The 26,245-nt window shown below is 67.6% G+C and carries 21 protein-coding genes; 13 read left to right on the top strand and 8 right to left on the bottom strand.

The genetic code is table 11. The features are described from left to right. Positions 1-3: 3 nt before the first annotated feature. From HV766_RS07950 to HV766_RS07930, 5 genes are all read right to left on the bottom strand, one after another. Positions 4-990 carry a Bug family tripartite tricarboxylate transporter substrate binding protein gene (locus tag HV766_RS07950; protein ID WP_175180927.1) on the bottom strand — a complete coding sequence of 329 codons (987 nt, stop codon included), beginning with the start codon at positions 988-990 and terminating at the stop codon, positions 4-6. An 89-nt stretch (positions 991-1,079) separates the two neighbouring features. Then, positions 1,080-2,069, bottom strand: coding sequence for a quinone oxidoreductase family protein (locus tag HV766_RS07945; protein ID WP_175162774.1), 990 nt, complete (start codon positions 2,067-2,069; stop codon positions 1,080-1,082). 91 nt (positions 2,070-2,160) lie between these two features. Beyond that, positions 2,161-3,075, bottom strand: coding sequence for a dioxygenase family protein (locus HV766_RS07940; protein WP_082401000.1), 915 nt, complete (start codon positions 3,073-3,075; stop codon positions 2,161-2,163). Between the two features lie 47 nt (positions 3,076-3,122). Then, positions 3,123-4,151 (bottom strand): tripartite tricarboxylate transporter substrate-binding protein, encoded by a 1,029-nt coding sequence (locus HV766_RS07935; RefSeq protein WP_175180926.1) that lies wholly within the window; start codon positions 4,149-4,151, stop codon positions 3,123-3,125. 72 nt (positions 4,152-4,223) lie between these two features. Further along, positions 4,224-4,754, bottom strand: coding sequence for a cupin domain-containing protein (locus tag HV766_RS07930; RefSeq protein WP_054454462.1), 531 nt, complete (start codon positions 4,752-4,754; stop codon positions 4,224-4,226). A gap of 162 nt (positions 4,755-4,916) precedes the next feature. Between HV766_RS07930 and HV766_RS07925 the strand changes: the two genes are divergently transcribed. Both HV766_RS07925 and HV766_RS07920 read left to right on the top strand, forming a co-directional pair. Beyond that, positions 4,917-5,843, top strand: coding sequence for a LysR family transcriptional regulator (locus HV766_RS07925; protein ID WP_054454464.1), 927 nt, complete (start codon positions 4,917-4,919; stop codon positions 5,841-5,843). Positions 5,844-6,031: 188 nt separating this feature from the next. Continuing rightward, a complete protein-coding gene (locus HV766_RS07920) occupies positions 6,032-7,504 on the top strand; it encodes a hypothetical protein (RefSeq protein ID WP_054454466.1) in 1,473 nt (490 codons plus the stop codon). A gap of 42 nt (positions 7,505-7,546) precedes the next feature. Here HV766_RS07920 and HV766_RS07915 read toward each other — a convergent pair whose 3' ends face one another. Beyond that, on the bottom strand, positions 7,547-8,785 hold the full coding sequence (locus tag HV766_RS07915) for an EAL domain-containing response regulator (protein ID WP_175180925.1): 1,239 nt from the start codon (positions 8,783-8,785) through the stop codon (positions 7,547-7,549). Positions 8,786-8,979: 194 nt separating this feature from the next. On the opposite strand from HV766_RS07915, the gene HV766_RS07910 reads away from it, so the two are divergent. Together HV766_RS07910 and HV766_RS07905 are read left to right on the top strand one after the other, a co-directional pair. Beyond that, positions 8,980-12,021, top strand: coding sequence for a hybrid sensor histidine kinase/response regulator (locus HV766_RS07910; RefSeq protein ID WP_254593291.1), 3,042 nt, complete (start codon positions 8,980-8,982; stop codon positions 12,019-12,021). A 134-nt stretch (positions 12,022-12,155) separates the two neighbouring features. Next, the gene (locus tag HV766_RS07905; protein WP_175162782.1) at positions 12,156-12,854 is read left to right on the top strand and encodes a response regulator; all 699 of its coding nucleotides are present in this window, start codon (positions 12,156-12,158) and stop codon (positions 12,852-12,854) included. A gap of 20 nt (positions 12,855-12,874) precedes the next feature. Here HV766_RS07905 and HV766_RS07900 read toward each other — a convergent pair whose 3' ends face one another. Together HV766_RS07900 and HV766_RS07895 are read right to left on the bottom strand one after the other, a co-directional pair. Further along, the gene (locus tag HV766_RS07900; protein ID WP_175180924.1) at positions 12,875-13,585 is read right to left on the bottom strand and encodes a response regulator; all 711 of its coding nucleotides are present in this window, start codon (positions 13,583-13,585) and stop codon (positions 12,875-12,877) included. 117 nt (positions 13,586-13,702) lie between these two features. Then, on the bottom strand, positions 13,703-14,059 hold the full coding sequence (locus tag HV766_RS07895; protein WP_175180923.1) for a hypothetical protein: 357 nt from the start codon (positions 14,057-14,059) through the stop codon (positions 13,703-13,705). A 525-nt stretch (positions 14,060-14,584) separates the two neighbouring features. Between HV766_RS07895 and HV766_RS07890 the strand changes: the two genes are divergently transcribed. From HV766_RS07890 to HV766_RS07850, 9 genes are all read left to right on the top strand, one after another. Then, the gene (locus HV766_RS07890; RefSeq protein WP_175180922.1) at positions 14,585-17,611 is read left to right on the top strand and encodes a sensor histidine kinase; all 3,027 of its coding nucleotides are present in this window, start codon (positions 14,585-14,587) and stop codon (positions 17,609-17,611) included. Positions 17,612-17,731: 120 nt separating this feature from the next. Beyond that, positions 17,732-18,751, top strand: a complete 1,020-nt coding sequence (locus HV766_RS07885) for a histone deacetylase family protein (protein ID WP_119451495.1) — start codon at positions 17,732-17,734, stop codon at positions 18,749-18,751. A gap of 261 nt (positions 18,752-19,012) precedes the next feature. Then, positions 19,013-19,747 (top strand): FadR/GntR family transcriptional regulator, encoded by a 735-nt coding sequence (locus HV766_RS07880; RefSeq protein WP_054454472.1) that lies wholly within the window; start codon positions 19,013-19,015, stop codon positions 19,745-19,747. A gap of 178 nt (positions 19,748-19,925) precedes the next feature. Continuing rightward, positions 19,926-21,431, top strand: coding sequence for an ABC transporter substrate-binding protein (locus tag HV766_RS07875; protein ID WP_054454475.1), 1,506 nt, complete (start codon positions 19,926-19,928; stop codon positions 21,429-21,431). Positions 21,432-21,516: 85 nt separating this feature from the next. Next, complete coding sequence (locus HV766_RS07870) at positions 21,517-22,434, top strand: ABC transporter permease (RefSeq protein WP_119451496.1); 918 nt, start codon at positions 21,517-21,519, stop codon at positions 22,432-22,434. Continuing rightward, the gene (locus tag HV766_RS07865) at positions 22,431-23,300 is read left to right on the top strand and encodes an ABC transporter permease (protein ID WP_175180921.1); all 870 of its coding nucleotides are present in this window, start codon (positions 22,431-22,433) and stop codon (positions 23,298-23,300) included. The genes HV766_RS07870 and HV766_RS07865 overlap by 4 nt, the downstream gene beginning before the upstream one ends. A 4-nt stretch (positions 23,301-23,304) precedes the next feature. Further along, complete coding sequence (locus HV766_RS07860) at positions 23,305-24,303, top strand: ABC transporter ATP-binding protein (RefSeq protein ID WP_175180920.1); 999 nt, start codon at positions 23,305-23,307, stop codon at positions 24,301-24,303. Next, positions 24,300-25,112, top strand: a complete 813-nt coding sequence (locus tag HV766_RS07855) for an ATP-binding cassette domain-containing protein (protein ID WP_054454483.1) — start codon at positions 24,300-24,302, stop codon at positions 25,110-25,112. The genes HV766_RS07860 and HV766_RS07855 overlap by 4 nt, the downstream gene beginning before the upstream one ends. Then, a complete protein-coding gene (locus tag HV766_RS07850; RefSeq protein ID WP_175180919.1) occupies positions 25,109-26,245 on the top strand; it encodes a YncE family protein in 1,137 nt (378 codons plus the stop codon). The genes HV766_RS07855 and HV766_RS07850 overlap by 4 nt, the downstream gene beginning before the upstream one ends.

Here is a 26,245-nt window from a genome sequence, read left to right as displayed (position 1 = left end):
GACTCAATTGCCGACGCGTATGCCCGCGCCGCGGATCAGGCTGCCGGTGCTTTCCATTTCGCGGCCGATCAGCTCGGCGAAATGCTGCTGCGGCATGGGCGCGGGCTCGGCCCCCAGGTTGTCGAAGCGCTCGCGCGTGGCGTCCGAGCGCAGCGCCTGTTCGGTGCCGGCATGCAGCTTGGCCAGGACTGCCGGCGGCGTCGCGGCCGGCACGAACATGGCAACCCAGAACTGCTGGTCCACGTCGCGGTAGCCAGCCTCTGCTGTCGTGGGCACGTCCGGCAACGCGGGCGAGCGGTGGTCGGCGCTGATCGCTAGCGCGGTCAGCTTGCCAGCCTTGACCATGGGCAGCGCCAGCGGCAATGGCAGGAAGAACCAGTCCACCCGCCCGGCGATCACGTCGTTGACCGCCTCCGGCGTGCCGCGGTACGGCACGTGTATCGCCTGGATGCCGGTCGCGGCCCTGAACTTTTCGCCCGCGATGTGCGCGCCGCTGCCGCTGCCGGACGAGCCGTAGGTATATTGGTCGGGTTCGGCGCGGGCGCGCTCCACCAGGTCCTTCAGCGACTTGAAGTTGCGCGCGTTCGACGCCACGATCACGTTCGGCATCGAGGCCAGCATGGTCACGGGCGTGAAGTCCTTGAGGGTGTCGTATTTGAGGTTGGCGTAGAGCGACTGGTTGGCCACGTGGGCGGCGGAGTGCACCAGCACCGTGTAGCCATCGGCCGCGGCGCCCGCCACCATGGTGGCGCCCAGCACGCCGCCTGCGCCCGGCCGGTTCTCCACCACCACCGGCTGGCCGAGTTTCTTCTCCAGCTGTTCCGCCACCGTCCTGCCGATGACATCGGTGGTCGACCCCGCCGTGAACGGCACTACCATCCTGATGGGGCGCGCCGGATAGTCCGGCTGGGCCTGCAGCGTGGCGCTAAGCCCCACGACGCCGGCCAGGGCCGTCGCGTATTGAAGAAAATATCTGCGGTGCAGTGTCATGGTTTGTCTCCTTTTATGCTTCTGCTGCGCGAAAAAAAGCCGATCGCCCATGACGGACAGGCGATCGGCCAGATAAAGCGGGTCGCGGATCAGGGGGCGAGGACCGGCCGGTCCTGCGCGCCTTCCAGCACCTTGATGTAGGCCTCGCGGGCTTGCGCCAGCGGCACCACGGCGGCCGGACTGACCGGAAAGGACTGCAGGCTGCCGTCCTCGAAGCCGGGCAGCAGCTCGCGGAACACCGCGGCGCAGCGGGCCGAGTCCAGCTTCAGGCTGTCCACGCCGATCAATTGGAGGTCGCGGCGGTAGAAGGCCTGGATGTCGAAGGGCACGTTGCGGTCAGGGGTGGAAATGACGATCTGCCGCCCGCCCACCTTCAACGATTCCAGCGCCGCGGCGAAGTACGGCGAGCCCACCGTGTTGTAGGCAATGTCCGCGCCCGTCTGGCTGGTCAGCTCCATGACACGCTGGGCGATCCCGTCGCGGCTGCCATCGATGACCGACACGCCTGAAACCGCATGGCCGACGTAGCCTTCGCCGCCGCGCTCCACCCCGATCACCCGGGCGCCGGCGCGGCTGGCCAGCTGGATGGCGGCCTGCCCGACCTTGCCGTTCGAGCCGAACACCACCACCGTCTGGCCCGGGCCAGACAGGCCGGCGCGGCGCAGCCCTTCATAGGCGGTGACAAACGGCACGCCCGCCATGGCGGCGCTGGCCGCTGCGATGTGGGCAGGCCTGCGCACCAAGGCGGCCACGGGCAGCACCAAGTAGCGCGCGTGGGTCCCGTCGCGCGTAATGCCCAGGTCGCCGCCCGTGCCCCACACCTCCTGCCCCATCCATTCCGCGGGGCCGGCTATCACCTTGCCCGCGTAGTCGCGTCCGGGCGTGCGTGGCCAGATCGCGTAAGGCATCATGCCCATCGCCGCCTTGACGTCGCTGGGATTGATCCCGGCCGCGCTGACTTCGACCACGGCATGGCCTTCCGGCGCTTGCGGCACGGAGATGTCGACCAGGGCCGGCCGCAGCTCGGCGACGGTGGAAACGCGTTCGATCACGCGCAGGGCTTGGGTTTTCTTGCTCATGTCTGTCTCTGGTTCTGGTTGTTGCGGGCAAAGGCTGCCCAAGGCGCGGCAGGCCGCGCCGGGATTGAGGTCGAAAGCGGGGAAAGCCGGATCAGGAAAGCGGCGGCTTGGGCATGCGCGTTTCGCCCGGCTCGAGCTTGAGTTCCACGTCCAGGCGGTAGGTGCCGTCGCCCGTCGCTTCGAACTTCCGCAGCAGCGACCCCACCGCGCCGAATGCCGCATCGCTATACGCGTAGGCGTCGTTGGCGTCGAAGATCTGGGTGGTCAACACCTTGTGGCCGGGCGCCGAGGCGATGAAGTGCAGGTGCGCGGGCCGCATGTGGTTGCGCTGCTGCAGCGCCAGCAGGTCGCCGCAGGGGCCGTCGATGGGCACGCCGTAGCCGGCGGGCTTGACGCTGTCGAACCAGAAGCGGCCGTCCGCGTCAGTCATGAACACGGCCCGCAGGTTCATGTCTTCCTGCTCGGGATCCTGGTTTTCGTACAGGCCGCTCGGCGCGGCCTGCCAGGTTTCCAGGCGCGCGCCGGCCAGCGGCTGGCCATCCAGCGTGCAGATGCGCCCCGTCACCAGCAGCCGATCGCCGGTCGTATCCTCGGTGGCGATCTTGGAACCGTTTTCGAGTACGGGCTGGTTGGCGCGCCAGAACGGCCCGATCAGCGCGGGCTCCGTGCCGCCGGCCTCCAGCACGCCCTCGGCGTCCATCAACAGGACCAGCGTGGCCACGCCCAGGATGTCGGCCAGCAGGATGCCTTCGTGCCGCAGCGGATTGGTGGCCTGGCCCACTCGCACCATGAAATCCAGGCCCCGGTGCAGTTCCTCGTAGCTCAGTTTCACGTCCGCCGCAAACGCGTGCAGGTGGCGGATCAGGGAATCAAGAACCTCGCGGGTGCGCGGGTCCGTGGCCTGGTTGGCCGCAAGAACGGCTTGCAGCAACGCTTGCGGCGTGGCGGGTATGGCGCGCTGTTCGCCGGCGGCGCGCGTGTCCGCGCAGGAATTGGCATGACTCATAAACATTCAACCCTGTAGTCTGACTAATGAAATTTGCGTGCCGCGCTTCAGTCGGCGCTTATTCCCGCCTGGGCCGCCACGGCAGCCCATTGCGGGACCTCCTGCGCCACCCTGGCCTTCAGCGCCGCTGAAGAACTGGCGATGACGCGAAATCCGAGCCCGTCGAGCTGCCTGCGCACCGGCTCTTTGCCCAGCGCTTCGGCCACCGCTTTGTTGATGCGTTCGACCGTGGCGGCCGGCGTGCCCGCCGGCGCGAACAGCGCCTGCATGGTTTCCGAGCGGAAATCGGCGAAGCCGGCTTGCGCGATCGTCGGCACGCCGGAAAGCGCCGGCCAGCGCTCTTCCCCGCCCACGGCCAAGGCCCTGAGCCGGCCGTCGGCGAGAAACGCCTGCGCCGCGGGCAGCGCGGCAAAGGCGCAGTCGACCTGGCCTCCCAGCGCCGCCAGCACTGCGGGCGCCGCGCCCGAGTACGGGACGTGCAAAGCCTTGACACCCGCGCGCCGCCACAGCAGTTCGGCCGCCAGATGCACGCTGTTGCCGTTGCCCGGCGTGGCGTACGTGAGCGTGCCGGGATCCCGGGCGGCAGCGTCCAGCAGATCCTTGAGCGTAGCCAGGCGGCTTTCGGCGCGGACCACGATGACGTCCGGGGAACTCACCGCCAGGCTCACCGGCGCGAAGTCGCGCACCGGATCGTAGGCGGGCCGTTCTGCGGCGATGGCAGGATTCGTGACGAACGAGGACGACACCAGCAGCAGCGTGCCGCCGTCCGCCTGCGCCCGGGCAACCGAGGCCACGCCGATATTGCCGCCTGCGCCTGGGCGGTTCTCCACGATCACGCTCTGCCCCAGATAGGCCGGCAGCTGCGCGGCCAGCAGGCGCGCGACGATGTCCGTGGAGCCTCCGGGGGCGAACGGCACCACCAGGCGCATTGGCGTGCGCGAACTCCTGCCGAAGAACGGAACGAGCTGCTTGGCCTGGCCCATCGCAGGCGCCGCGCAAAGCGCGCCCGTACAGGCGACGGCCCGCAACACGCGTCTTCTTGCAATCAGCCGGGATACGCCATAGTCATCGCTCATTCCATGTCTCCTCTATTGTTCTCTTTGTTATCGATGGCGCCGCACCTGGCCGGCGCAGGCCATCGTCCGGCATCAGCTTTCCGCTTTCTCTTTCAGGAAGCCGTCGGTGCCGTAGACCAGGCCGGTGTTCTCGGCGGCGCGCACCACGTCGGGATGCCAGGCAATGCGCCCGCATTCCTCGTCGGTGCCGCCGACGACGGAATAGACGACCAGGGCATGCGGGTTGGGATTGCGGAATCCGCGCATCACGCCGATGGGGCAGGAAATCACGTCCCACTGGTTCAGCATCACCGAGTGCTCGCCCTTCTCGCCCCAGATCACTTCCATCTGACCGTTCAGAGGGCAGAAGACTTCCTCGGTCTTGTGCGCATGCAGGCTGGCGCCCTGCCCCACGGGAATTTCGATGAAGGTCACGCCAAAGCGGTGGTTGCCGGGGATGGCTGGCTCCACGCCTTTGTTCTCCAGCACGCCGCGGTTCATGATCTTGTAGATGTTCTTCTTCATGCCGGGCAGGCGGCTTTCGATGAAGGTCTCCCGGTAGGGCTCGACCTTGCCCCAGCGCGCGATGCGGGTGGCTTCCATTTCCTGAGCATTGATATCCATGTCATTCCTTTTTCTGATGAGCTTTAAAGAGAGAGGTGCTGCGGCTTTTCTCGCGGCTGATGCAAGTTAAAGCTCACCCCGATGCAGCGTCCACTACCATTTTCTTACCGCTCCCATATAATTTTGTTATGACTCAATCCGCCACATAGGGCTGCTACGGAAATGGATCTGCGGCAACTTCGCTACTTTGTCGTTCTGGCCAACCAGGGGCATTTCGGCCGCGCCGCAAGCGTCCTGCATGTGGCGCAGCCCGCGCTTACGCGCCAGATCCAGCTGCTGGAAGAAGAGCTCGGCGTCCAGCTCTTCGTGCGCCATTCGCGCGGCGCGTCGCCCACCGAAGAAGCCGCCTTCCTGCTGGAACGCGCTTCTTTCCTGCTGCGCTACGCCGAACAGCTCAAGCAGGACATGTCTGCCCTGCAACGCCATCCCAGCGGCCCCGTCGTCATCGGTCTTTCTCCCGGACTCGCAATGACGCTGGCCGTGCCCCTGACTCGCGCCGTGCAGGAACAGCTCCCCGAAGTCCGGCTGCGCTTCGTTCAAGCCTTCTCTCCCACGCTGCACGAAATGCTGCTCAAGGGCCAGGTGGACCTGGCCATGCTCAACGGTCCGGTTCCCGTCGCCAACCTGCTCACCTATCCCTTCCTGACCGAAGGCATGTGCCTCATCGGACCGCCCTCGCATCGCAAGGCCCGGCCCGCGCGGATCGGCGTGCGCGACCTGGCCGAGCTGCCGCTGGTGATGACCGGCCTGGCCAAGTCCGGCGTGCGGCTCGAGCTCGAGGCCCAGGCGGCGCACGCCGGGGTGCATCTGAATCCGGTGGTGGAAGTCGAAACCATGGAAGTCGCCAAGCGCCTCATAAAGGAAAAGGTCGGCGTGACCGTGCACTTCGCCGCAACCGTGCTGGAAGACATCGAGGCAGGCCGCCTGTCCGCCCAGCCCATCGACGGCCTCAGCCTGCGTCGCATCCTGGCCCACCCTTCGGATCGGCCGGCCTCGCGCGCCACCAAGGCGGCGGTCGAGATCCTGCGCCAGGTAGCGCGCGAGCTGGTGGCGACGAAGCGCTGGCCCCACGCCACGCTGGACTTCTGAACCCACCCCCGCAGGTTGCGGCATTTTTATCATCGTCCCGCGTTCCAGACGCGGGACGCAGCGTACGGTTGCCGCGCCTTCCAAAAGACCCCGCGATCGGGCAGGCATGAACCGCCGCGGCGCGGCTCTCGGCATACACTGCTACGCGCCAAGCCTGTCCCGGACCCCGCCATGCACACGCTCAATCCATGATGTACCTACTGTGGTCGCTACCCGCCCTGGCCGTCATCGGCGCCATCGCCAGCGGACGCCTGAACACCACGGCCGCCGCCTTGCTGGGCCTGCTGGCCGCCGTGCCCATCGCCCTGTATGCGGCGCCCGCCTCCTTCACCACCGGCCAGCTCGGGGTGGCGCTGGAACGCGGCCTCTGGATAGGCGGGATCATCACGCCGTACATCCTGGGCGGGCTGCTGTTCTGGAACATGGCGGCACAAGGACGCGCGCCGCACGCGGCGGCGGACGGCGCAAACACCGCACTGGCCCATCCGCTGGCGCGCCGCCGGCTGCTGTTCTTTGCCTGTTTCCTGGTCGGCCCTTTCGCCGAAGCGGCCACCGGCTTCGGCGTGGGCATGCTGGGAACGGTGCTGCTGATCCGGCCTTTGAATTTGAAGCCGCGCGAAACCATGGTGTTCGCGCTGCTGAGCCAGACCCTGATCCCTTGGGGCGCCATGGGCAGCGGCACGCTGCTGGCGTCGGCCTATGCGCGCGTCCCGGCCACGGAGCTGGCGCTGTACGGCATGGCGCCGGTCGCCTTGCTGACGGTATTGTGGATGCTGCTGTACTGGCGCACCGCCAGGCGCGCAGGCTTGCGCGCTGAACCCGCGGAGCATGTGCGCGAAGCCGTCTGGATGATCGCGAGCCTGGCCGCCCTGAGCGCCGCGACAGCGCTATTGGGACCGGAAACCGCGCTGCTGTCGGCCTACGGCCCGCTCATCGTGCTGCGCTTCCTGCTGGATCGCCGGCCCGACCAGCCCCGGATGATGGCGGCGGCGCGCAAGGCGCTGCCCTATATCCTGATGATTGCTTGGCTGGTGGCCACGCGCTTGCTGCCAGGCTTGAACGGCGGCCTGGCCGGACTGGCTGCGTTCAAGCCGTTCCCGGACCTGCCCGGCTGGATGCCGCTGCTGCATGCCGGCAGTTGGCTGATCGTGGGCGCCGTGCTCATGGCCGCCATTTGCCGCCAGCGCGACCTGCTCGCGACGCAGGCGCGCGCGGCCTGGACCACGGGACGGCACGCCGTGTACTCCGTGTTCCTGTTCGCCATGATGGCCGAAGTCCTGGCCGGCGCCGGCATCTCGCAAGCGTATGCCGACGGCCTGTTCGCCAGCCTGAAGGACTGGACCATATTGATCACGCCGCTGCTGGCCGGCGTATTCGGCATCCTGGCCAACAGCGGCAACGCGCCCAACAGCCTCTTCATGCCTGCGCAACTGTCGCTGGCCTTGAATGCGGGCCTGAGCGTGCCGGCTGCGGCCGCGCTGCTGCATGTGTCGGGCACGTCAATGGGAATTTTTTCACCGGTGCGGATGTCGATCGCGGCTGGCCTGGCGCATGGCCGCGGCGAAGAGCGCGGCGTGTATGTGCAGTTGCTGCCCTACGCGCTGGCGGCGTTCGGACTGCTGCTGTGCCTGGCGGTGCTGGTGGTGCTGGCGGGGGCCTGATCGCTATCCGCGACCAGCCTGCGACGCGGTACACGGCCCGCTTCAGGCGTTCGCGTACATCCGCAGGATCCCATGCCCGATGACTCCCTGGCTGAGCGCGTACTGGCTGAATGCCCCTAGCGGCATCGGCCTGCCATGGAAGTACCCTTGCGTGACCTGCGCGCCCAAGGCGCGCACCATGTCGTAGTCCTCCTGGCTCTCGATGCCTTCGGCCACCACCGTCATGTCCAGCGACCGCGCCATCTCGACGGTGCAGGCCAGGACATCCTGGGCATGGCGATGGCGGCGCGCCCGGGCGATCATGTCGCGATCGATCTTCAATTCGTCGAAAGGCGCGCACAGCAACCGGTCGAGCGAGGAGTCGCCGGTGCCGAAGTCGTCGATCGCGCAGCTGAAGCCGCGCAAGCGCAGTTGCGTGATGGCGCCCGCCAGCGCCCCGTTGGAGCGCGCGCCACCGTCCTCGGTGATCTCGATGACGATGCGGCTCGGATCCACGCCGGCGAATTCGGCCCGGTCGGCCACGTCCTGGGCCCAGCAGATGGAACTTGCGACGACCGCGGGCACGTTGATGCTGATGACGCAATCGGGCCGGCCGCCCAGTTCGCGCTGCGTCTCGAAGGCGCGCGCCAACATGTAGTCGGTCAGCGATCCCAGCAAGCCCGCCGCCTCGAAAGCCGGCAGGAAAGCGGCCGGAGGAATCATCGCGCCGTCATCCGCGACCCAGCGCGCCAGCATTTCAGCGCCGCGCAGTTCGCCCGTCGACACGCAATGCTGTGGCTGGAAGTACGCAGCAATCTCGCGCTGCGCCAGGGCGCGGCGCAGACGTTTGGCGTCCAGGCCAGCCAGCGCGACGCCGCTGCTCTGCGCCGCGGCGCGCAACGTCGCCTCGCCATCGGCCAGCGCGGTCCGGGCCAGGGATTCGATCATCGAAATCAGGCAGGCCGCCTCCAGCGGCTTGCCCAGCGCGGCGATGATGGGCAGGCCGCGATTCCGGGCGTAGGTCGCCGCCGCCTGCAGGATCCGGGTCGGATGGCTGCTGGCGATCGCGATGCCGCCGCAACCGCCGGCATCGGCCAGCGCATCGATCATCTGCAGCCCGGTGCGGTCCGCCATGTCCAGATCGACAATGACCAGATCCCATTGCTGCTGCTGGATCGCCGCCACGGCCGACGCGCCGTCGTGCGCCGTCGCCACTTCAGGCACGCCGATCTTGCCCAGCATCCGCGCCAGCGCGGCACGTTGGAATTCGTCTTGGTCGACAACTAGGGCGGATTTGAGCATGATGGTCCCGGAGAACGAAGCGCCCATGGCGCGGCGGCGAGGCGCCTGCGGGCGGAAGGCCAGGCAGCGAACTGCCGACGAATTCATTGTTCCACCCGCCGCCGGGAACGGAAATCAGCCGAGTCCTATATTGCCGGTTCCGGCCTGTTTGGCTCTATCATGGCGTCACCCATTCCGGCGGAGCCGAACCCAGCATGGCCGCGCAGATCCAAGACGCCCCTGAGCCCGAGACCGCCGGCCGGCCGTCGCGCAGCGCCATCAGCATCCTGAACCGCTATCAACGGGCGCTGCTATATGTGGGTGGCGCCGTCACAACCTTGGTCCTGCTGACAGTCGCTGGCGTCATGCTGTTCGCGCAAGCCAAGGATTACGTCGCGGAACGCTATGCCGGCTTCGTGGTGCGCAAAGCGCTGTTGCAGACGGCGCTGGGCGTGCGCGAGGGCGCATTCCGCATCGGTCTTTCGCACGAGGAGTACGCCTGGCCCGCACGCGTGTCGTCCGCGGCCCCCGACCTGGTGCAGACTTTCGCGCGCCTGCAAGGGCGCATGGAATTCCAGCGCAACCCCAACTTTCCTCCGGTGGTGGCCCTGGCCGACATCGAACCCGGCCGGCCCGCCGCCGCCTACCTGCCCTATCTGCATCTGACCGACGAGATCAGCTATTCCGCTGCGGCCTACGCCAAGGCGCTTTCGGTCAGCGGCTTCTTCTACAGCCCCGACCGCGGCTTCCTCGGCGTGGGTCCCATGTCCGACACCGTGGATCCGCTGGCGCTGGTGGGCGCGAAAGACGTCGCGGAACTGATCCGGACGATCGCCCCCGACCTGGGCGACCTGGAATCGCCCGAGATCCAGCAGCGCCTGATGGCGGCAGGCGGACCGCGCTGGCTGCCGCCCGCCGTCGATCCCTTGACGCGCAAGCTGTCCCTGCGGCTGTACCAGGCCGCAAGCAGCCAGGGCCGCATATTCGCCATCTTTGTTGCCATCTATCCTGCCGATACGCTGAACGCCTATCTGACGACAACGCGCTACGAAGAGGCAGCCCTGATCGTCGACCAGGACGGGCGCCAGCTCCTGCCTGTGGCCATGGAAGAGCAAGACGCGAAGATCGCTGCCAGGATGCTGGACGCAACGCGATCGGATCCGGTCGCGCCGTCGGAGGTGCGTTACCGCGACGGCCTGTTCATCCTCGGCGACCAGGTTTCCGAATCCGGCTGGCGCCTGACCTACGCCTTTTCCTGGCGCACCATAGTCGCCGACCTATGGCCTAGGCTGGCCGGCTACGCGCTCGCGACGCTGCTGATGGTGACGTTCGTCTGGGCGGTACTGCTGCTGCTCGACCGCAAGGTCTTCAAGCCCGGCTATGCCCGCTCGCAGCGCATATTCGAAAGCGAGAACCTGAACCGCACCATGGTCGCCACCGCGCCCTCGGGCCTTGCCCTGCTGTCGCTGAACACGGGCGAAGTGCTGTTGCAGAACGAGGTCATGCAGGATTATGCCGCCAGCGCAGCGCCCGGCAGCCCGCCCTTGCATGCGCGTCTGCTCGCCCTGTATGGAGGCGCTTCGGACGCCGCCGGCTGGCACGCCGAGCTGGAACTGGCCCATCCGCGCATCGGCGGCAGCCACAGCGATCTGCTGGTGAACGCGGTGCGGACCAAGTACCAGGGCGTGGACGTGCTGCTGTGCAACTTCACCGACATCACGGCCCGCAAGCAACTTGAACAGAAACTGGACGAAGCCCGCGTCGCCGCCGACACGGCGAATCAGGCCAAATCCGCCTTCCTGGCCACCATGAGCCACGAAATCCGCACGCCGCTGAACGCCATCCTGGGCAATCTCGAACTGCTCGAGCGCTCTGGCCTGCAGCCCGCCCAGAGCGAGCGCCTGCGGGCGGTGACGTCCTCCTCGGCCACGCTGCTGGAGATCATCAACGACATTCTGGATTTCTCCAAGGTCGAATCCGGCCAGATGAGCGTCGAGTCGATTCCTTTCGACCTCGCGGAAGCCGCCCGGCAAGTCGTCGCCGTTTTCACGCCCGCCGCGCAGGCCAAGGGCCTGGAGCTGGATTGCAGCATAGACGACGGCTTGGCGCCCCGCTATCTGGGCGACCCCACGCGCATCCGCCAGATCATGTTCAACCTGGTCGGCAACGCCATCAAATTCACATCCCACGGCGATGTGCTTCTTGAGGTCTACCGCCAGGACGACGATGCGCCCGACACCCCTATCGTGATCGGCGTCAGCGACACGGGCATCGGCATGACCCCGGCGCAGCAAGCCGTGCTGTTCCGGCCGTTCACCCAGGCGGATTCCTCCATCGCCCGGCGCTACGGCGGCACTGGGCTGGGCCTGGCGCTATGCGGCCGGCTGGCCACGCTCATGCACGGCAGCATAGCCGTCACCAGCAAGCCGCAGGAAGGCAGCACCTTCCTCGTCACGCTCCCCTTGCCCCCCGCACCCGCCGAGGCCCCGGATGCTGCAGCTCCGGCGAGCACGGCGCCGCTGGAACCGGAGCAGCCGCTTGCCGCCCGCATCCTGGTGATCGATGACAACCCCGCCAACCGCGAGCTCATGAAAATACAGCTGGAGACCCTGGGCTATCAGGCGGACCTGGCGGCGGATGGCAGCGCGGCCTTGGCGCGCTTCATGGAACAGGCCTACGGCCTGGTCATCACCGACGTGAACATGCCCGGCATGGACGGCTATGCCTTGGCCCGCTGCCTGCGCGCGCAAGGCGCGCAAGTGCCCATCATCGCCTACACCGCCCACGTCGGCGCGCAGGAGCACCAGCAATGCCGCGACGCCGGCATCGACACGGTGCTGGTCAAACCCCTGCTGCTGGACAAGCTGGATGCCGCCATCCGGCGCCTGCTGCGCGGCGCCCCGGCGCCTGCCCCGCGCCCGCGCGCCCGGGACGAGATCGCACAAGGCCCGCTGCCTGCGCGAGTCCATGAGGCACTGACGCGGTCGCTGCACCAGTCGCTCGCAGCCATCCGCAAGGAACTCGCGGCGATCCGAACCGGCAATGCGCCCGCCGAGCCCGAGGCGGGAGCGCATCTGCACTCGCTGCGCGGGGCCTACGCCATGATTCACGAAACGGCGCTGGCAGACCGGTGCGCACAGATGGAAGACCTGGCGCGCAACCGGCGCACCGATGCCTTGGCTGAGGCCTTGGACGTGTTCGAACCCATGGCGCTGGCAGCCCTCGCAGGGCGCCACCCCCGCGACGCCGAAAAATAGGCTTAGTCCTATCCGAACCGGGCCTGCAATCGGACTCGGCTGCTTATCCGCCAGACCACGCGCCTCTACAGTCTGTCCTGCGCCGCCTCGCCGCGCCTGGCCGCCTCGCCAGCCTGGTCCCACCCTGTTCCATCATGAAGCCTCTGAATCTACGCGTCGTGGTCGCCGACGACCATCCCGCCGTGCGCGCCGGCGTGCAACACACGCTCGCATCCAGCAGCACCGTATCCGTGATCGGCGCGGCCCGCGACTCCACCGAGCTGATGGAGATGCTGAGCCGGCATCCGTGCGAGGTGCTGATCTCCGACTATTCCATGCCGGGCGGCCATTTCGGCGACGGCATCACCCTGTTCGGCCTGATCCGCCAGCGCTACCCCGGCCTGAAGATCGTCGTGCTGACCATGCTGGAAAGCCCCGGCATCGTGCATTCGCTATTGAACCTGGGCATTCCCGCCGTCCTCAGCAAGTCCGATTCGTTGAATCATCTGTTGCCCGCGATACATGGCGCCCACGCCAACGGCCGCTATCTTTCGCCGCGGATCGCCGATCTGGCCAATGCGCTGGACCGCGGCGACTATGGGATCCACATGCTGACCCGGCGCGAGCTGGAAGTGGTGCGCCTGTTCGTGTCCGGCCTGACAATCAACGAAATCGCCGAGCGCCTGCATCGCAGCAAGAAGACCATCAGTACGCAGAAAGGCACCGCCATGCTAAAGCTGGGGTTGGAGCGCGACATTGAACTGCTGCGCTACGGCATCGAATCGGGACTGGTCAGCGCCAATCCGTCGGGAAGCCCGGCAGGCGCAATGGACCAAGCGCCTGCATCGTCATAAGCCGGGGCAAGCGACCGGGCTCAACCCTGCGCGCCTTCCGCCGGCTCCTGCACTGGGGACGCGGAGTCCGCGGCCAGCGTGGCTGTCAGGCCGTTCTCCATCGCATACCGGAACAGGTCGACCTCACGTTCGATGCCGAGCTTTTCCATGGCCTTGGCCTTCTGGGTGCTGATGGTCTTCTTGCTGCGATGCAGGCGCTCGGCGATTTCATTGATCGTCAGGCCCGAGGCATACAGCCGCACGACCTCGGATTCGCGCTGGCTCAACACGCTTTCCGGATTGCGTCCACGCCGGTTCCAGTCTATGCCCTGGATTACCTTGTTGGCGCTGGGCGAATAGTACTTGCCGCCGGTATGCGCGGCGTGGATGGCGGGTATCAGGTGCGCCAGCGCGTCAGACTTGCTGACGATGCCGCCTATGCCCAGCGTGACCAGCGTGTGCAGGACCGCCGCGTTGTCCAGCATGGTCAGGACCACCAGCTTCAGTTGCGGATAGCGCCGTTGCAACAAGCCGAACAGCGATGCTCCATCGCCGAAATCGCCCGCGGGCATGGAGTAGTCGGATACCACCACGTCGCAGGGCGTACGGTCCAGCAATGCGACCAGCTCGGTGGAGTTGGCGGCCGCGCCCACCAGCGCAATCGTGGGCACTTCGGCCAGCGCGTGCTGTACGCCCGCGACCATGCCGGGATGGTCATCCGCCAGCATCACCTTGATCTTGAATTCGTCCATGTCCGACCCTCTGGTCCGGCGCGCTGCCGGGGCGCTGCATTGTATTCGCCCTAATGGCGTCAGCGAATATTGAAAGGCGGAGCCCGCCCGACCACGGCGGGCTCTGCCAGCCGCCGGCTAGTCGTAGGCCAGCATGACGACCGCCTTGGCGGGCCCGGCCGGCGGATGCGTTCGGCTTGCGGTCAAGGCCAGCGCGCCGCCGCCCGCGGGCAGATGGCAGGTCGCGGCCTGCTGCTTGCCCATGCCTGCGCAAGCCAGGGCATATGACGATGCGTCCAGATTGACGAGGCTGACGGTCGCGCTGCTGCGCTCGACGCGCGCGCCCTGGAACTGCATGGCGGCGCCTGCCGCCGTCGGCGCCAGCGTGCGCGTATATGAAGCTGCGGAAATGCCGCCGGTGAACGAGACCGTCCCTCCGGCGGCATGCGCCGCCAACGGCATCACGCCCGCCGCCAACACGCTTGCCATGACCATACGAACAGAAATCCTCGCAGGATGCCTCATGTCAACTCCTCAACAAATGCGGCAAGGGCGCCGCATATTCTTCATTCATGACCGGATAACGACTGCCAGGTCTCGGAATTGAGAGCGCGGAGCCGCCGCCCCGGCCGTGGCACAACAGTCTCTTGCGCGGCGGCAAGTCTGGAAGCGCGAAGCGTGGTCTGCAGGCCGCCTCGAAGCCGGCCTTGACGCCGGGCAAACAGGCGGTGCGGGCTTGAGCGGAACAGGCGGTTCGCTGCGGTGCGATGGAGTTGCGTTGCGAGCTCCGAGCCTGAGCCGGCGTAGCCGTCCGCGCCCTGCCCGCAGTCCTGTCCAGGGGCGAATTCATCAGCCGTGTCCTAGTTCGTAAGCCATTGATATAGGACGAATCCGAATACTGGAAAACAAATGCAAATATAGCCCTGAAAATGGATAGCAAGCGGGAATTTCATGGGATTCTTCGCTTCTGCATCGCGCGCGCCACACATCCGCGCGCGCAGTCCCAACCGATACACCGATATGCCGAATACCACCGCCACGGCCAGCCTTGGCGATCCTCAAAACCTGCTCAGCGCTGGCGCGCGACATGCCAGGGAACTCAGCCTCCTCGCCCGCTATCACTCCGTGATGCTGTTCGGAGGCGGCATCGTGCTGTCCGTCCTGATCGTGGTCGCGGCGTGCCTGGTGCTTTATCACTCCGCGCATGCCGCCATCTCCAGGCTGCACACGGAACTCGTCGCGCACCAGTCCCAGGTGGCGCTGGACCTCGAAGGCAAGCAGACGGCCATGCGGCGCGGCGTCATCCATGCGGAGCTGCTCTGGCAGGCGCGCCCCGCGCCCACGCCCGAAACCGAGGCGGCTTTCCGCGCTGGCGGCGGCCACGCGCGGCTGCAGGTCGGCGCGGGCCTGCCATCCATTCTGGCGGCCGGCAGCGTCACGGCCGCCTCGCCCCCGACCAGCTACGCCCGCTACCTGGGCATGACGGAACTGCAGGCGTTCACCGCGACGGCCAGCGAGCGCGAAAGAAAGCTGCCGCTGACGGCTTACGGCTACAGTCCGGACCTGAGTTTCCTGGCCCTGATGCCCGCGCCCTCCACGCCCTATGCGCAGTTGCTCGAGCACCTGGGCGCGGCGGACACCGCCGGTCTCATCGGCCAACTGTCCTATGACCTCGGCATGCTGTCCGATCCCGCCGTGGCCAAACAATGGGAGACCAGCCGGCGCATCCTCTGGCAGCCGCCCGCAATCAATCCGCTGACGGGCCAAAACGTGATCAAGCTGGTCGAACCCGCGTTCGACGGGCCCCAGCCGTTCATGATCTTCGTCAGCGACTACCCCGTCAGCGCCCTGGCAGCCCGCCTGGATGACATCCCCGCGGGCACCGCCGTGGCGCTGGTCGACGGCAATGGCGGCATCCTGCTCGAGTCCGACCGCGCGCAATCCGCCGCAGGCCTGGATACGCCCAGCCGGATCGCGCTGGCGTCGCATCCGTGGAAGCAGGCGGCGCAAGAACCCCTGACGCGCTATCAGGACGGCGTGTTCAGCGTCGGCGCGCGGTTGCTCGATACCGGTTGGACCCTGGTGTATGCCTATTCCTGGCGCACCGTCGCCGCCGCGCTTCTGCCCAGCCTCACGCTATACCTGACCGTAACCGTGCTGCTGCTCGGGACGCTCTGGGCGCTCTTGCTGTGGTTCAGCCGCAAGGCCCTGGCCCCCGTGTACCGCCGTTCGCAGCATGTGTTTGAAAGCGAGCACATGAACCGCTCCATCATCGCATCGGCGCAGTTCGGCGTGGGACTGGTGTCCTGCGCAAGCGGCGAGGCGCTGCTGCAAAACGCGATGATGCAGCGTTACGCTGCCCGCGCCGCGCCAGGCGTGTCGCTGCATGCCTTGCTGCGTGACTGCCACGCCCGCGGCGACCGCGAGGCCTGGCTGCAGCGCGACCGCGAACTTACCCTGACGCTGGACGATGGCCGCGAATGCGAACTGCTGGTCAACATCGTCAAGACCCGCTATCACGGCGATGACGTGCTGCTGTGCAGCTTCTCGGACGCCACGGCCCGCAAGGACATCGAAAAGAAGCGCGAGGACGCGCGCATCGCCGCGATCGATGCCGCGCGGGCAAAGTCCGTCTTCCTGGCCAGCATGAGCCACGAGATCCGCACTCCCCTGAGCCTGGTCCTGGGCCACCTGGAACTGCTGGACCGGGATCCGGCCGCCGCCGGCCAGGGCGGGCGTCTGCGCACCGTCCGCAACGCTTCGCGCGCACTGGTTGATCTCATCAACGACATTCTGGACGTGTCGCGCATGGAGTCGGGGCAGATGACGGTCGAGCGCATACCGTTCGACCTGCCGCAGCTTGTCGCCCAGGTCGTCGCGATGTTCAAGCCCGCCGCGCTCGCCAAGGGAGTGCAACTGTCCGCCACTGTCGGCAGCGAGGTGGCCCAGATCTATGCCGGCGACCCGACGCGGATACGTCAGGTTCTGGTCAATCTGGTCGGCAATGCCCTCAAGTTCACCGACGCGGGCGCAGTGGAAATCACGGTCGAGCCTGCGCGCGACCCTGCGCTGGCGGATTCCATGCTCATGCGCGTGCGCGACACAGGCATCGGGATGACGCCCGAACAGGCGGATCGCGTGTTCACGCTGTACGCGCAGACCGACAGCTCGATAAACCGCCGCTACGGCGGCTCCGGACTGGGCCTGCCGATCAGCAAGAAGCTCGTGGAAATGATGGACGGCACGATCGCCGTCGCCTGCCCCGCCGACGGGGGCGCCACATTCACGGTGACGCTGCCCTTGCATCCCTGCGCGCAAACGCTGAACGCTGCGCCGTCCGCGGACGACCCCGCAACGCCTGCGCCCGACGCCCTGCCTCAGGACATCCGCGTGCTGGTGGTCGACGACCATCCGGCCAACCGCGAACTGATCCTGGACCAGCTGGCCGCCCTGGGCGTCGCGGCAGACGCGGCGGAAGGAGCGGCGGCGGCGATGCGCTGCGTGAAGATGCGCCGCTACGACATGGTGCTGACGGACATCTCCATGCCCGAGATCAACGGTTATGCGCTGGCGCAGTTCCTGCGCGAACGCGGCCCCAGGCTGCCGGTCGTCGCGGTCACGGCGCACGTGGAGCCGGACGAACTGCACAACAGTCAGGCGGACTTCGACGCGGTGCTGCTCAAGCCCATGTCGCTGCGTACGCTACGGCGCATCATAAGCGAGCACATTCCGCGGGCGCGGCTGAATGAAGAGCCCGCGGGGCTTGCCGAACCGACGGCGTTGCCGCCGGATCCCGCCGTCCTGGCGGCGCTGGACTCCAGCCTGGGCTTCTCGCTGGCGGCCATCCGCGACGCGCTGGCGCGAGCGGACTTTCAAGGCGTGCGCGAACAATGCCATTCGATCCGCGGCGCGTTCGCCATGATAGGAAAGACCGCCGTGGCCGACCTCTGCATGCAGATGGGGCAGTATGCGGCAGCCCAGGACCGCGGCAAGCTCCATGAACGCCTGGTAAGTCTGGAGACCGCCGCGCGCGCCGCCTTGCGCTGAATCCTGGGTGTTGCCAATTGTCCTTCGCAGCGCGGCCACGTATAACGTCGTCTTGGCCGCCTGCCCGGGACGACAGACCCGGCCGGCGTCGCGTCAACCCGCAACCAGGTGTCACCCCGCATGAAGGCATACTTCCACGACGACCAGAAACTGCACCATCCGCAGACCTATTTCTCGCGCGGCAAGATGCGCACGCCCCAGGAAGTGCCATCGCGCCTGGACGCGTTGGCCGAGGCCGCGCGCAAACTGGGCTTTGACGTGCAGGCGCCGCCCGACCAGGGCGCGGGCGCGATCTCGGCGGTCCACACGCTGGACTACCTGCGTTTCCTGCAAGGGGCGCACTCCGCCTGGAAGCAATTGCCCGACGACTGGGGCGACGAGGTCGTCTCCAACGTCTTCGTGCGCCAACCCAACGCCTTGCGCGGCGTGCTGGCCCAGGCCGCGCGTTACCTGGCCGATGGCAGCTGCCCGGTCGGCCAGCACACCTGGCACTCTGCCTACTGGTCGGCGCAATGCGCCATCGCCGGCGCCGATGCGCTGTTGGCGGGCGAGCGCCACGCCTACGCCATCTGCCGTCCGCCCGGACATCACGCGCGGCGCGATGCGGCCGGCGGCTTCTGCTACCTGAACAACGCCGCGATCGCCGCGCAGCGCCTGACCTCGCGCTTTCCGCGCGTGGCGATCCTGGACACCGACATGCACCACGGCCAGGGCATCCAGGAGATCTTCTACGAACGCAGCGACGTCCTGTACGTGTCCATCCACGGCGATCCCGAGAACTTCTATCCCGTCGTCGCGGGCTACGAGGACGAGCGCGGCGCCGGCCCGGGATACGGCTACAACATCAACCTGCCCATGCCCCATGGCTCGCCGGAATCGGTGTTCTTCGACAAGCTGGGAGAGGCGCGCCGCGCCATCGAACTGTTCCAACCCGACGCCCTGGTGCTGTCGCTGGGCTTCGACATCTTCGAGAAGGACCCGCAGGCCATGGTCGCCGTCAGCGAAAACGGCTTCGAACGCCTGGGCCGGGAAGTCGGCGGCCTGGCGCTGCCCACCCTGATCGTGCAAGAGGGCGGCTATTACATCGAAGGCCTGGAATCGAACGCCTCGCGCTTCTTCGGCGGACTGGCTTCGGGCTGACCCCGCGCGCCGCCGGCGTCCCGCCGCGGACGCCGGTCGCAAGTCCGCTGCCGTGGCGCAAAAGCCGCGCTAGTGGTTTTCCCTAGAAATGGAAAAGCCCGGTTCACAAGCCGGGGCGCCTCCGGTACATTTCGTCCAGTGGCCTGACCACTGGGCCACCAGATATCCAGGCACCCTTGGTGATCGCCCGGGGGGCATGCAAGACAAAGCCCGGGCAGACCCATTACCCTCTACATCCCGACCATTCATCCAAACGCAACAATGACCTCTCTCCAGGCCGTCGCCTCCACCCGCCTCTACCGCATGATTGCCGACCAGATCGCCGCGCGCATCAAGGCGGGCGACTTCCCCGCGGGCGGGCGGCTGCCGGCAGAGCGCGAACTGGCTGAACAGTTGCAGGTCAGCCGCGCCTCGGTGCGCGAGGCGCTGATCGCGCTGGAAATCGAAGGCTATGTGGAAGTGCGCGTAGGCACGGGCGTGTTCGTGAACCCGGCGCGCGAAGACGGCCAGTACCTGTCGCCGCAGCAGGCACCGGTTGCCGCCAACGGCGTCGAAGCCACCGACATCGGCCCCTTCGACCTGCTGGAAACCCGTTTGCTGCTGGAACCCGAGTGCGCAGCCCTGGCGGCGCAAAAGGCATCGCCCGCCCAGATCGCGGCGATCCGCGCCGCGCACGAAGGCATGTCCCTGACCGAATCGCCCAGCGTGCACGACCGCGCCTTCCACAGCGCGATCGGCGCGGCCTGCGGCAACGCCGCCCTGGCGGCGGCAATTTCCCATATCTGGCACCTCAGCACGCTGAGTCCCGTATTCAACCGTCTTGAAGAGCACTTCGTGACCACCAAGGTGTGGAGCGAAGCCCAGCAGGAACACGAACGCATCCTCGCGGCCATTTCCGACCGCGATCCCATCCGCGCGCGCCACGCCATGCACGACCACCTGGTCGGCATCCTGGCCCGCCTGCGGGAAGACTTCGGCAGCGCTGGGATCCGATGATTTGATGAACGCCTGAACCCCGGCCTGAACGCCAGGCCCCTCCCCTTACCGACAGAACAAGCACCGCCGGCGCAGAACGCGCCGCCTGCGGCAAGGGGAGCGGCTTGCCCGCCGATACGCAAACAGCAGTTCCGCAGTACCCGTAAGTCCCATACCTAAAACACATCAAGGTGAAAACATGCAGCTGACCCGTACCGTGAAGCTTTTGAGCGCGGCGCTATTGGCGCTTGGCGCCCATGCCGCCCAGGCCAACAAGGCTGACAACTCCCTCAACATCGCGTTCGACGCGGCGCCCGCCACGCTGGACGCCTACAAGGAATCGGACCGTCCCGGCCTGGCGCTGGCGCGCATGGTGTTCTCGGGACTGCTGCAGAAGAACCAGGACACGGGCGAATTCGGTCCGGCCATCGCCACCGGCTACAAGTTCGTGGACGACACCACGATCGAACTGCCCATCCGCAAGGACGTGAAGTTCCATGACGGCTCGTTGCTCACCATCGACGACGTGCTGTACACCCTGAACCTGGTGTCATCCGAAGGCTACAAGGCGCGCTTCCAGAACCAGGTGGCCTGGATCGCCAAGGCCGAAAAGGCTTCCGACGATACCGTCCGCATCAAGATGAAGACGCCGTACCCGCTGGCGCTGGAAATGCTGTCGGAAAACCTGCCGATCTATCCGCGCAAGTACTACGAGGCCAACCAGTCCGACATGGGCGCCAAGCCCATCGGCACCGGCCCCTACCGCCTGGTGGAAAGCCAGCCCGGCAGCCGCTACGTGTACGAGCGCTTCGAGGACTACTTCGGCCCCAAGCCCGCCGTGCAGAAGCTCGTGGTGCGCGTGCTGCCGGACGCCAATACCCAATACGCCGAGATGTTGTCCGGCGGCCTGGACTGGATCTGGCGCGTACCGCCGGACGTGGCCAAGCGCATGGAAAAGCAGCCGGCCGTCACAGTCAAGAGCAGCAGCATCATGCGCATCAGCTACATCTCGCTGAACCCGCGCGCTGACGACGGCAAGTCGCCGCTGGCCAAGCAGGAAGTGCGCCAGGCGATCAACTACGCCATCGACCGCGAAGCCATCCGCAAGGCCCTGGTAGGCGGCGCCTCCAAGGTGATCAACGCGGCCTGCAACCCGGCCCAGTTCGGCTGCGCCGCCGACGTGCAGTCCTACAAGTTCGATCCGGCCCGCGCCAAGCAGCTGCTGGCCCAGGCCGGCTACCCCAACGGCGTGACGCTGGACCTGGTGATCTCTGCCCCGCCGCGCGCCATCCTGGACGCCGCCGCCGCGCAGATGGCGCAGGCCGGCATCAAGCTGAACCTGGTCGAACAGCAGTACGGCACCGCCATGACCAACTGGCGCGAAGGCAAGATCGCCATGCTGTCGTCCAACTGGGGCTCCTACGGCATCGCCGACGCGGCGCTGTCGACCAGCAACTTCTTCCGCGGCGGTCCGGACGACCAGGCGCGCAACCCGGAAGTCATCAAGTACCTGGAAACCGCCGACACCTCCGTGGACCGCGAGCTGCGCGCCAAGAACTACGCCGCCGCCCAGAAGATCGTGGCCGAACAGGCCTACTGGGTGCCGCTGTGGAACCACTCGCTCAACGCCGTGCAGTCCAAGGACCTGAACTTCTCGGTCGACGGCGACGAGTTCCCGCGTTTCTACAAGGCCCGCTGGAACTGACCGGCGCCGCCGGCGCGGCCCCGCTCCCACGCCCGGCCGGGCGGGAGCGGCGGCCTCTCCGGCGCATTCCGTCATAGGTAGCCCCATGATTGCATTCCTGTTCCGCCGCCTGATTGTGTCCGCGCTGCTGGTGGTGTTCGTCTCGCTGATCAGCTTCTCGCTGGTGTTCGCTTCCGGCAACCCGGCGGCGCGCCTGGCCGGTGAAGGCAGCGCCGCCGACGCGGCCCGCCTGGCGCAGCTGCACGGCTTCAACGACCCCATCCTGGTGCAGTACGGCCGCTGGCTGGGCGGCGTCGCCCGCGGCGACTTCGGCGACAGCCTGTACTTCAGCCGCCCGGTGGCCGAACTGCTGACCCAGCATTTCCCCGCCACCGCCAAGCTGGGCCTGGCCGCCATGCTGTTCGCGCTGCTGCTGGCGATACCGCTGGGCGTGGTCGCCGGACTGCGCCGCGGCTCGCTGATCGACCGCGCCACCATGCTGCTGTCGGCCTGCGCCCAGGCCATGCCGCCGTTCTGCCTGGCCTTCCTGCTCATCATCCTTTTCAGCGTGCGCAACCAATGGCTGCCGGCCTCGGGCTTTGACAGCTGGAAGCACTACGTGATGCCGGTGACCGCGCTGGGGCTGTTCGCCATGCCGGCAATGCTGCGCCTGATGAAGTCCGAGATGGAAACCGTGCTGGCCACCGACTACATCCGGACTGCGCGGGCCATGGGCCTGGGCGGCCCGAGCGTGGTGCTCAAGTACGCGCTGCGCAACGCCTTGCGGCCGCTGGTGTCGCTGGCCGCGGCCCAGATGGGCACGCTGCTGGCCGGTTCCGTCGTCATCGAGACCGTGTTCGCCATCAACGGCGCGGGCCTCCTGGCCTGGACCTCGATCCTGCGCGGCGACTTTCCCACGATGCAGGCGCTGATCCTGATCTTCGCCCTGATCTACATCGTCCTGACCCTGGTCGCCGACCTGATCAACGGTTGGCTCGACCCCCGCGTGCGAGTTTCCTCATGAGCAGCGTCATCGCCTCCTCCTTTCCCGTCCGCTCGCGCGGCGCACGCGCGGCCCGCCTGGGCCGCAACCTGGGCCTGGCCGTGCTGGCGCTGCTGGTGCTGGCCGGACTGCTGGGCCCCTACCTCGTCCCGCACGACCCGTACACGCAGGACCTGCTGGCGCGGCTGCAAGAGCCCGTCTGGGGCGAAGACGGCAGCTGGAACCACATCCTCGGCACCGACCAGCTGGGCCGCGACGTGCTGGCGCGCGCGCTGTACGGCGTGCGCGTGTCGGCGCTGATCGGCCTGTCGGTCGCGCTGATGGGCGGGCTGATCGGCACCACGCTGGGCGTGACCGCCGGCTACTTCGGCGGCGCGGTGGATCGCGCCGTGTCCTTCCTGATCACCGCGCGCCTGGCGCTGCCCATCATCCTGGTGGCGCTGGCGGTGGTGTCGGTGGTGGGCGCCTCGCTCACCGTGGTCGTGCTGGTGCTGGGCCTGTTGCTGTGGGAACGCTATGCGCTGGTGGCCCGCACCATGGCGGCCGGCCTGCGCAACGCCGAGTTCGTCACGGCCTCGCGCCTGCAGGGCTGCACCCATCTGCAGATCATCTGGCGCGACATCCTGCCCAACCTGGTGGGCAACCTGCTCATCATCGGCACCGTGGACGCCGCCATGGCGATCACGCTGGAAGCGTCGCTGTCGTTCCTGGGCCTGGGCGTGCCGGCGCCGATGCCGTCGCTGGGCCTGATGATCGCCGAAGGCAAGGAGAACATGCTGTTCCAGCCCTCGCTGGTGGTGATCCCCAGCGTGGTGCTGTTCGTGCTGGTGTTGTGCGTGAACCGCGCGGGCGAATCGCTGCGTGCCGTGCAAATGAAGAAGGGCTGACCCCATGACCGATACCAGCCATCCCCTGCTGCGGGTCCAGGATCTGCACATCGACATCCAGACGCCCACCCACGTCAAGCACGTGGTGCGCGCGGTGGACTTCAGCCTGGAGCGCGGCAAGACACTGTGCATCGTGGGCGAATCGGGTTGCGGCAAATCGTTGACCGCGCTGGCGCTGCTGGACCTGCTGCCGGCGGCCGCGCGCCGCCGCGTGGCGAAGCTGGAGTTCGCCGGCCAGGACTTGGCGGCGCTCACGCCCGCCGAACTGGCGCAGCTGCGCGGCGCGCGCATCGCCATGATCTTCCAGGATCCGATGACCTCGCTGAACCCGGTGTTCCCCATCGGCACCCAGCTGGTCGACGTGCTGCGCCGGCACAAGCGTGTCAGCCGGCGCGCGGCTGAAGAACGCGCGGAGTACCTGCTGCGCCGCGTCGGCATCGCCAATCCCCGCGACCGCATGCGGCAGTATCCCTTTGAACTTTCGGGCGGACTGCGCCAGCGCGTCATGATCGCAATGGCGCTCATGTGCGGTCCCGAGCTGCTGATCGCCGACGAGCCCACCACCGCGCTGGACGTCACCGTGCAGGCCGAGCTGCTGGACCTGCTGCGCGACATCCAGGCCGAGTTCGGTCTGGGCATGGTGTTCATCTCCCATGACATGGGCCTGGTGGCGCGCATCGCCGACCATGTCATCGTCATGTACGCGGGCGACATCGTCGAAGGCGGCAGCGTGCGCGAAGTGCTGGAGCAACCCAGCCATCCCTATACCGCGATGCTGCTGAACTGCATCCCCCAGCCCGGACGCACCGCGCCGCGCGCCGACCTGCCCACCATCGCCGGCGCCGTCCCCTCGCTGGACACCGCCATCCGCGGCTGCGCCTTCCGCGAGCGCTGCCCGGCGGCCGAAGCCCGCTGTGCCCAGCCCTTCCCCGCGCGCGTGCAGGGCGGACACCGCTGCCTATGCATCAAACCCGGCGCCTTGCGCCTAGGAGCCACGGCATGAGCAGCCCGACCGCCACTTCCGCCAGCATCAGCCTGAACGCGCTGTGCTTCCAGTATGGCCGCGCCGGCCTGTTCTCGCGCCGGCCCGCGCCGCGCATCCTGCATGACATCGACTTGCACGTGCCCGCCGGCCAGACCATCGGCCTGGTGGGCGAATCCGGCAGCGGCAAGTCCACCATCGCCAAGCTGATGCTGGGCCTGTTGGCGCCGACCCAGGGCCAGGCGCTGCTGGACGGCAAGCCGCTGGCCGCGATGCCGGCCCGCGCCCGCGCCCGCCGCATCCAGATGGTGTTCCAGGATCCGTATTCCTCGCTCAACCCGCGCCGCACCATCAGCGAGATCCTGACCGCGCCGCTGCGCACGCATGGCATCGGCAATGCGGCCTCCCAGGCCGCGTCGGTGCGCCGCATGATGGACGCCGTGGGCCTGGTGCCGGCCTTCGCCGCGCGCTATCCGCGCGAGCTGTCCGGCGGCCAGCGCCAGCGCGTGGCCATCGCGCGCGCCCTGATGCTGGAGCCGCAGTTGCTGATCTGCGACGAACCCACTTCGGCGCTGGACGTATCTGTGCAGGCGCAGATCCTGAACCTTTTGATGGAGCTGCAGCGCGAACGCGGCCTGGGCTATCTGTTCATCAGCCACAACCTGGCCGTGGTGCAGCACATTGCCGACGAGATCGTGGTGCTGCAAGGCGGCCGCGTGGTCGAACGCGGTCCTGCCAGCCAGGTTTACTTCGAGCCGGTCCACCCGTACACGCGGCAGCTCATCGGCGCCACCCTGGCGGTACCGCAGGCGCAGGAGCTCGCGGCATGACCACACCCGCCACCCGCCACCTGCTGCTGGTCGGCAACGACCAGAAGGTCACCTGGGACGACGGCCAGATCCGTTTCCTGGCCCCGGGCAATGACAGCCTGTGCGTCTACGACGCCGGCGCGAATCCCGCCGCGCCGGAATTGGTCGCCACCTTGTCCCTGCCCAACTCCCTGTTCGGCCCGCCAGTCAATCTGGCCGTCACGCCCGACCAGCGCCTGGGCCTGATCGCGGATTCGATGGATTGGCCCGCGCGCGCCGACGGCGCCGGCTGGCAGCCCGAGCCGGGCCGCGGCCTGTACGTGATCGACCTGCAAGCCTGCCCGCCCGCCATTGTGCAGCGGCTGGAGGTCGGGTTGCAGCCCTCGGGCCTGTCCATCAACCGCGCCGGCACGCTGGCGCTGGTGGCCAACAAGGCCGGCCGCTCGGTGTCGGTGCTGCGCATCGCGGGCAAGCGCGCCGAGGTCTGCGGCGAAGTGGACGTGAGCACCCCTGTGGTGGCCGTTTCATTTTCCGCGGACGGCCGCCGCGCCTTCGTGGTCAAGACCGACACCCATCGCCTGGGCGTGCTGCGCATCGACGAGAGCGGCGCGGCCCCCATCGTGACCCACGATCCGGCCGAGGACCTGACCACCGGCCTGGTGCCGTTCAACCTGGTGGTGTCGCCCGACGGCGCGCTGGCGCTGGTGGTGGACATGGGCAGCCCGACCGCGTCGGACGGCCACGCGGATTCGGTCAGCGTGGTGGACCTGCGCGCCGATCCGCCGCGCGTGATCGACCGCGTCATGGTCGAGGACGGCCCCGAAGGCATCGCCATCAGCCCCGACGGCCGCCATGCGGCGGTCGCCATCGTCCAAGGTTCGAACAACCCGTCCAGCGTCTGGTTCCACCACCCGCGCGGACAGATCGTATTGCTGCGCATCGACGGGCAGTCCGTGACCCGCGCCGGCGCCATCGAAGTCGGCGCGCTGCCCGAGGGCCTGGCCTTCAGCCCCGACAGCCGCTACCTCTATGTCGGCAATTTCCTCGATGCCGAAATGCAGGTTCTGGCCGTGGGCGACCACGGCCTGAGCGACACCGGCACCCGCATCGCCCTGCCCGGACGGCCCGCTTCGATGCGCGCCCAATCCTACTGA

Source organism: Achromobacter aegrifaciens, assembly GCF_902859735.1.
GTDB classification, from domain to species: domain Bacteria; phylum Pseudomonadota; class Gammaproteobacteria; order Burkholderiales; family Burkholderiaceae_B; genus Achromobacter; species Achromobacter aegrifaciens.
Note: the sequence above shows the minus strand (reverse complement) of the source record. Positions and strands in the feature narration are given on the sequence as shown.